This is a genomic window from Sulfitobacter sp. HI0040 (assembly GCF_001634885.1).
Taxonomy (GTDB): Bacteria; Pseudomonadota; Alphaproteobacteria; order Rhodobacterales; family Rhodobacteraceae; genus Sulfitobacter.
The window spans coordinates 1-6,635 of the sequence record NZ_LWEX01000549.1 but is presented as its reverse complement, the minus strand read 5'-3'; the positions used below and the strand labels follow the sequence as shown (position 1 = coordinate 6,635).

The window sequence follows — 6,635 nt, the reverse complement described above, 5'->3', positions numbered from 1 at the left end:
GGGTCCCGCTGCTCTACCGCGAAGCGCGGCTGGGCGACGGCGGCGCGCCGGGGTCCGTCTGGGGAAGCTATGTGATGGGGCTGGCCTTCGGCTTTGGCTGGACGCCCTGCGTCGGGCCCGCGCTCGCGGCGATCCTGATGATTGCCAGCGGCATGGGCGACATCTGGCGCGGGGGTACACTTCTGGCGGTCTACGGCTTCGGCATGACGGCGCCCTTCATCCTCGCCGCGGCTTTCGCCAAGCCTTTCCTGCGCTGGGCTTCCCGGAATCGTGGTATGGTGATCTGGGTCGAACGGGCGATGGGGGTGATGCTGATCCTCTTTGCTATACTCATCGTGACCGGCGGCATCCGGCTTATCGCGAATGCGATGATCCAGTGGTTCCCGTCATTCACCTCTCTCGGCTGACGGAAAGGAAGGCAAGACATGCGCAAACTGATGACACTGATGGCTGTGGTCTTGGGCCTGCCCCTTGCGGCGGCTGAACTGGGCGACGACGGGCTGCACAAGACGCCGTGGATGCGCGAGACGTTCAAGGACATGAACGATGACCTCGCCGAAGCCACGGAAGAGGGCAAGCGCCTGATGCTGATATTCGAGCAGGAGGGCTGCATCTATTGCAAGAAGATGCACGAGGAGGTGTTTCCCGTGCCCGAGATCACCCGCTACATCGAAGACAACTTCTTCGTCGTACAACTGAACCTGAGGGGCGATGTGGAAGTGACAGATTTGGACGGCGAGTCGCTGTCCGAAAAGGACATGGCCCGGAAATGGGGAATTCAGTTCACGCCTACCATGATGTTCCTGCCCGAAGAGGTGGAGGAGGGGCTTTCGGCCTCTGGGGCGGCCGTGGTGACAATACCAGGTGCACTGCCTGTCGACACGACGATCGACTTGCTCACTTGGGTTAACGAAAAGCGCTATGCCCCTGACGGGAAGGAAGATTTCAAGCAGTATCACGCCCGACGCGTTGCGGAACGGAACGACGGAAAAACGGACTGATCGGCAACATTGGCAGCTAGGTGAAATCCTGCCATTCAAAAGTTTGAATTTGTTGTTGCGTGTGGACCGGTCGCTGCCGTAGGCTTTTCACAAGGGTCGCACGGAAACGTGACCCACAGACGGGAGGAGCCGCGATGTACCTGAAAACGATGGCCACGCTGGCCGTGCTGGCAAGTGCCGGTTTCGCTTCGGCGGAATCGATTTCACCGCAGCAGGTAAGCTTCACGGATGGGGCAGTACCCCAATCGCTGACCGGCGAGCCGGGCAATCCTGCGGAGGGGCGTGAAGTCTTTGCCAACCGCAAGCTGGGCAATTGTCTTGCCTGCCACGCCAACGAGGATTTGGCCGAACAGGCCTTTCACGGTCAGATCGGCCCCATGCTGGATGGCGTGGGCGACCGCTGGAGCGAGGCGGAGCTGCGCGCCATCGTGGTGAATGCCAAGGAAGTGTTCGAAGGAACGATCATGCCCGCATTTTACAATGCGCGGACCATCAATCGGCCCCTCAAGGGCTTCGAAGACAAGACGATCCTGAGCGCACAGCAGGTGGAAGACCTCGTCGCCTACCTGATGCTGCTGAAAGAATAGGATACCGCCCCCGTTGCGGGGCAGGAACGACAGGAGAATATGCAATGACCTTCACAAGACGTGAAACGCTGGCGCTGGGGCTGGGGGCTGCCGCTCTGGCCGCGATGCCCGGCGCAAGCTTCGCAAGCACCGAAGAGGCCATCGCCGCCTTCACGGGCGGCGCGGAAGTAGGCGAGGGCGGCATCGAGTTGACGACGCCGGAAATCGCCGAGAACGGCAATACCGTCCCCGTCGAGGTGAGCGCCCCGGGCGCCACGTCGATCATGCTGCTGGCCACGGGCAACCCGAACCCCGACGTGGGGACCTTCAACTTCGGTCCGCTGGCCGGGTCGCGCAGCGCGTCCACCCGGATCCGCCTCGCACAGAGCCAGGACGTCATCGCCATCGCGCGGATGGAAGACGGCAGCTTCACCCGCACATCCGCGCCGGTCAAAGTCACAATCGGGGGCTGCGGCGGCTGATCGCCACGCATTATCCCTTTATTTCCAGGAGTTAGAACATGGCCAAAGGTGTAAAACCCCGCGTCAAGGTGCCCAAATCGGCCGAGGCCGGTGAGGTCATCACCATCAAGACCCTGATCAGCCACAAGATGGAAAGCGGCCAGCGCAAGGACAGCGACGGCAACGTGATCCCACGCTCGATCATCAATCGCTTCACCTGCGATTTCAACGGCGAGAACGTCATCGATGTGACCATCGAACCGGCTGTATCGACCAACCCCTATTTCGAATTCGAGGCCAAGGTGCCCGAAGCCGGGGAGTTCAAGTTCACTTGGTACGATGACGACGGGTCTGTCTACGAAGAGAGCAAAAGCATCGCCATCGGCTAGGGTGCGTATCGGGAGGAAACATATGAAACGGATCGTTCTGAAGGGCGCCGCGCTTGCTGCGCTGCTGGCAACGGGCGCGCTGGCGGAGGAGCCAAAGCTCATCATCAATGGTGAGATCGAACTGCCGACACGGGTTCCGGCGCCTTCCCATATGGATGCCATCGATGAAATTACCTCCGGCTGGGTGTACCGGACCAAGGAAACCCAGGCCCTGCAGATGGACGATTTCGACAATCCGGGGATGATCTTCGTCGATGTCGGGCAGGAGCTGTTCGAAACGGCCGAGGGCGATGCCGGCAAGGCCTGCGCCGATTGCCACGAAAGCGCCGAGGAATTCGCCGGACTGAAGGCCAGCATGCCGCGGGTCAACGAAGAGGGCGAGCTGGAATCCATGCCCGACGTCATCAACGAATGCCGCACCGAACGCATGCAGGCAGACGCCTGGAAGTGGTCCGGGCCGGAGATGTCGGCGATGACGGCTCTGATCAGCCTGCAGTCACGCGGGATGCCGGTCGATGTTGCGATCGACGGTGCCGCCGCCCCCTTCTGGGAGCAGGGCAAGGAGATCTACTATACCCGCTACGGGCAGCTTGATCTGGCCTGTTCCAACTGCCACGAAAACAACTACGACATGATGATCCGCGCCGATCACCTGTCGCAGGGGCAGACCAACGGTTTTCCGAACTACCGGCTGAAGAACGCCAAGATCAACACCGTGCACGGGCGGTTCAAGGGCTGCATGAAGAACATTCGCGCGCAGCCCTTCGCCGAGGGCGGGGACGAGTTCAAGGCGCTTGAACTTTACGTCGCGAGCCGGGGCAACGGCCTGCCGGTCGAAAGCCCCTCCGTCCGCAACTGATCCGATGACCATGTGATACGGCAGCCCCCGCGCGCGAAGCGCGGGGGCCTGTTTTCTGCGCTCTACCGAAAGGAATTTCCGCCATGATGTCCCGCCGTGACTTTCTGCAAATGTCGATGGCCGCCGCCTCGCTCTACGGGGCGTCCGGTTTTGGCAGCTGGGCGCGGCTGGCCGCGCAGGACCGCTTCGATCAGGACAAGTTGCTGGAGTTCGACACCTTCGGAAATGTCACGCTGATGCATATCACCGACATTCACGGCCAGCTCAAACCGCTCTACTTCCGCGAGCCTGCGATCAATATCGGTGTGGGTGAGAACCACGGAAAGGTGCCCCATATCACGGGGGAGGATTTCCGCATGCGCTACGGGATCGGGGGCGGCACGCCGCTGGACTATGCGCTGACCTATGACGACTTCGTGGCGCTGGCAGGCGCCTATGGCAAGGTCGGCGGGCTTGACCGGGTGGCGACCGTTCTCAACGCCATCCGCGCCGACCGGCCCGACGCCCTGCTGCTGGATGGGGGCGATACATGGCACGGCTCGCTGACCTGCCTGCGCACCGCAGGCCAGGACATGGTGAACGTGATGAACGCGCTGAAACCCGATGCGATGACCTTTCACTGGGAATTCACGCTGGGCACGGACCGTGTGACCGAACTGGTGGAGGGGCTGCCCTTCGCGGCCTTGGGCCAGAACATCTTCGACGCGGAATGGGACGAACCGGCGGAGCTGTTCAAACCTTATGAATTCTTTGAACGCGGCGGGGTGAAGATCGCCGTGATCGGGCAGGCCTTTCCCTATATGCCAATCGCCAATCCGGGCTGGATGTTCCCGGAATACTCCTTTGGCATCCGTGACGCGCATATGCAGGAAATGGTCGACGAGGTGCGCGCGCAGGGCGCGGAACTGGTCGTCTGCCTCAGCCACAACGGCTTTGACGTGGACAAGAAGATGGCCGGGATCGTCACCGGCATCGACGTGATCCTGTCGGGCCATACCCATGACGCGCTGCCCGAACCCGTGCAGGTCGGTCAGACCCATATCATCGCCTCCGGTTCCAACGGTAAATTCGTCAGTCGCGTGGATTTAGACGTGCGCGATGGCCGGATGATGGGGCTGCGCCACAAGCTGATCCCGATCTTCAGCGATCTGATCGCCCCCGATCCTGAGATCACCGCGCTGATCGACGCGCAGCGCGCGCCCTTCATCGACGACCTGACCCATGTGGTGGGCAAGACCGACGCGCTGCTTTACCGGCGCGGAAATTTCAATGGCTCGTGGGACGATCTGATCTGCGAGGCGCTGCTGGAGGAACGCGACGCCGAGATTTCGCTCAGCCCCGGTGTGCGCTGGGGGCCGTCGCTGCTGCCGGGGCAGGACATCACCCGCGAAGACATCTACGCCGTCACGGCGATGACCTATCCCAACGCCTACCGCACGGAAATGACAGGCGAATTCCTGAAAATCGTTCTGGAAGACGTGGGCGACAACCTGTTCAACCCCGATCCTTACCTTCAGCAGGGCGGGGACATGGTGCGCGTGGGCGGCATGGGGTTCAAGATCGACATCGACGAGCCGCAGGGCAACCGCATCAGCAATATGACACTGCTCAGCACCGGCGAAAAGATCGACCCCGACCGCAGCTACGTGGTCGCGGGCTGGGCCTCGGTCAACGAGGGAACAGAGGGCCCGCCGATCTGGGATGTGGTGGAGGCGCATATCGGCAAGCTCGGAACAGTGTCGCAAGGCGCGCCCACGCCCGTGGAATTCGTTCTTCCCGACGGAAATTAGAAGGAAAGGGGTTCTCAGCGGCGATTAAATTCAATAAAATGAATTTGATTATACGAGGAGGATTCCCATGAGCGGTGACAAGAGTTTCGGCCCTTCGCGGCGGGCGTTCCTGACCGGCGCAGGTGCGCTGGCCGCGGGCGGAGCCGCAAGCCGGGCGGTGGCGGGCAGCGGGCCCGAGATCGCCATCGAACCCTGGATGCAGGAATTGGGGGTCGGCGTCGATGCCGCGCCCTACGGTCTGCCGTCGCGGTTCGAGGCGGACGTGAAACGGCGCTCCGTCCCGTGGCTGACCGCCGATCCGGTATCCTCGGTGAACTTCACCCCGCTGCATGATCTGGACGGGATCATTACCCCGAACGGGCTGTGTTTTGAGCGGCATCACGGTGGTGTCGCCCAGATCGACCCGGCCGCCTACCGGCTGATGATCAACGGGCGTGTCGACCGCCCGCTTGTCTTCACCATGGAAGACCTCAAACGCTTTCCCCGCGAAAACCGTGTGTATTTCCTGGAATGCGCCGCCAACTCCGGGATGGAATGGCGCGGCGCCCAGCTCAACGGCTGCCAGTTCACCCACGGCATGATCCATAACGTCATGTATACCGGGATTCCGCTTAAACTTCTGCTCGAAGAGGCAGGTGTAATCCCTTCTGGTAAATGGCTTTTGGCCGAAGGCGCGGATGCCGCCGGGATGACCCGTTCGATCCCCATGGAAAAGGCGCTCGACGATTGCATGATCGCCTTCAAGATGAACGGAGAGGCCCTGCGCCCCGAACAGGGTTATCCCGTGCGCCTCGTCGTGCCGGGGTGGGAAGGCAACATGTGGGTCAAATGGCTCCGCCGTCTGGAAGTGGGCGATCAGCCCTGGCACCACCGGGAGGAGACGAGCAAATACACGGACCTGCTCGAAGATGGCAGTGCGCGCCGCTTCACATGGGAGATGGATGCGAAATCCGTGATCACCAACCCCAGCCCGCAGGCGCCGATCACCCATGGGCCGGGACCCACCGTGCTGACGGGGGTGGCCTGGTCTGGCCGGGGGACGATCCCGCGCGTCGATGTCACGCTCGACGGCGGTATCAACTGGCATCAGGCCCGCATGGACGGGCCCAGCATGCCCAAGTCGATGCACCGCTTCTATTACGAATTCGACTGGGACGGCAGCCCGCTGCTGCTGCAAAGCCGGGCCCATGACAGCACCGGCTACGTGCAACCCACGAAGGACCAGCTGCGCGCGGTCCGGGGCGAGAATTCGATCTACCACAACAACGGCATCCAAACATGGGCCGTGGACGCCGACGGGAGGGCCGAAAATGTCGAGATTTCCTGAATTTGCCCCCGGAACACTCGGGCTCGGTCTGGGGCTGTGCCTGACGCTCGGCGCATTTGCCGCGCAGGCCGACCCCCTCGGGCTGGGCCGCGCCGTCACCCCGGAGGAGATCGCCGTCTGGGACATCGACGTGCGGCCCGATGGTGCCGGCCTGCCGCCCGGGCAGGGTGACGTGGAAACGGGCGACGCTATCTTCGCTGCACAATGCGCCGCCTGCCACGGGGTCTTCGGCGAAGGCACGG

9 protein-coding genes are annotated in these 6,635 nt (G+C 62.3%); all 9 read left to right on the top strand.

Features of this window, described 5'->3' with window-relative positions; translation table 11 throughout:
- On the top strand, window positions 1-407 hold a 407-nt coding region (locus A3728_RS20435; RefSeq protein WP_330220297.1), incomplete at its 5' end, for a cytochrome c biogenesis CcdA family protein.
- Window positions 408-425: 18 nt separating this feature from the next.
- A complete protein-coding gene (locus A3728_RS20430) occupies window positions 426-1,001 on the top strand; it encodes a thioredoxin family protein (protein WP_067928049.1) in 576 nt (191 codons plus the stop codon).
- A 134-nt stretch (window positions 1,002-1,135) separates the two neighbouring features.
- Window positions 1,136-1,588, top strand: coding sequence for a sulfur oxidation c-type cytochrome SoxX (soxX, locus tag A3728_RS20425; protein ID WP_067928046.1), 453 nt, complete (start codon window positions 1,136-1,138; stop codon window positions 1,586-1,588).
- A 44-nt stretch (window positions 1,589-1,632) separates the two neighbouring features.
- Window positions 1,633-2,049 carry a thiosulfate oxidation carrier protein SoxY gene (soxY, locus tag A3728_RS20420; protein ID WP_067928044.1) on the top strand — a complete coding sequence of 139 codons (417 nt, stop codon included), beginning with the start codon at window positions 1,633-1,635 and terminating at the stop codon, window positions 2,047-2,049.
- Between the two features lie 38 nt (window positions 2,050-2,087).
- Window positions 2,088-2,417, top strand: a complete 330-nt coding sequence (gene soxZ, locus A3728_RS20415) for a thiosulfate oxidation carrier complex protein SoxZ (RefSeq protein WP_067928042.1) — start codon at window positions 2,088-2,090, stop codon at window positions 2,415-2,417.
- Between the two features lie 22 nt (window positions 2,418-2,439).
- Window positions 2,440-3,276, top strand: a complete 837-nt coding sequence (gene soxA / locus A3728_RS20410) for a sulfur oxidation c-type cytochrome SoxA (protein ID WP_067928039.1) — start codon at window positions 2,440-2,442, stop codon at window positions 3,274-3,276.
- 83 nt (window positions 3,277-3,359) lie between these two features.
- Entirely contained in the window at window positions 3,360-5,066 is a 1,707-nt protein-coding gene (gene soxB / locus A3728_RS20405; protein ID WP_067928036.1) for a thiosulfohydrolase SoxB, read from the top strand.
- 67 nt (window positions 5,067-5,133) lie between these two features.
- Window positions 5,134-6,393 (top strand): sulfite dehydrogenase, encoded by a 1,260-nt coding sequence (soxC, locus tag A3728_RS20400; RefSeq protein WP_067928033.1) that lies wholly within the window; start codon window positions 5,134-5,136, stop codon window positions 6,391-6,393.
- Window positions 6,377-6,635, top strand: a 259-nt coding sequence (locus tag A3728_RS20395) for a c-type cytochrome (protein ID WP_330220296.1), incomplete at its 3' end; no start/stop codon positions are given. The genes soxC and A3728_RS20395, both read left to right, overlap by 17 nt.

Bases quoted from the DNA above. Each gene is read 5' to 3' on its own strand.
- soxB (WP_067928036.1), top strand. From the start codon at position 3,360: ATGATGTCCCGCCGTGACTTTCTGCAAATGTCGATGGCCGCCGCCTCG.
- soxX (WP_067928046.1), top strand. From the start codon at position 1,136: ATGTACCTGAAAACGATGGCCACGCTGGCCGTGCTGGCAAGTGCCGGT.
- soxA (WP_067928039.1), top strand. From the start codon at position 2,440: ATGAAACGGATCGTTCTGAAGGGCGCCGCGCTTGCTGCGCTGCTGGCA.
- soxZ (WP_067928042.1), top strand. From the start codon at position 2,088: ATGGCCAAAGGTGTAAAACCCCGCGTCAAGGTGCCCAAATCGGCCGAG.
- soxC (WP_067928033.1), top strand. From the start codon at position 5,134: ATGAGCGGTGACAAGAGTTTCGGCCCTTCGCGGCGGGCGTTCCTGACC.
- A3728_RS20430 (WP_067928049.1), top strand. From the start codon at position 426: ATGCGCAAACTGATGACACTGATGGCTGTGGTCTTGGGCCTGCCCCTT.
- soxY (WP_067928044.1), top strand. From the start codon at position 1,633: ATGACCTTCACAAGACGTGAAACGCTGGCGCTGGGGCTGGGGGCTGCC.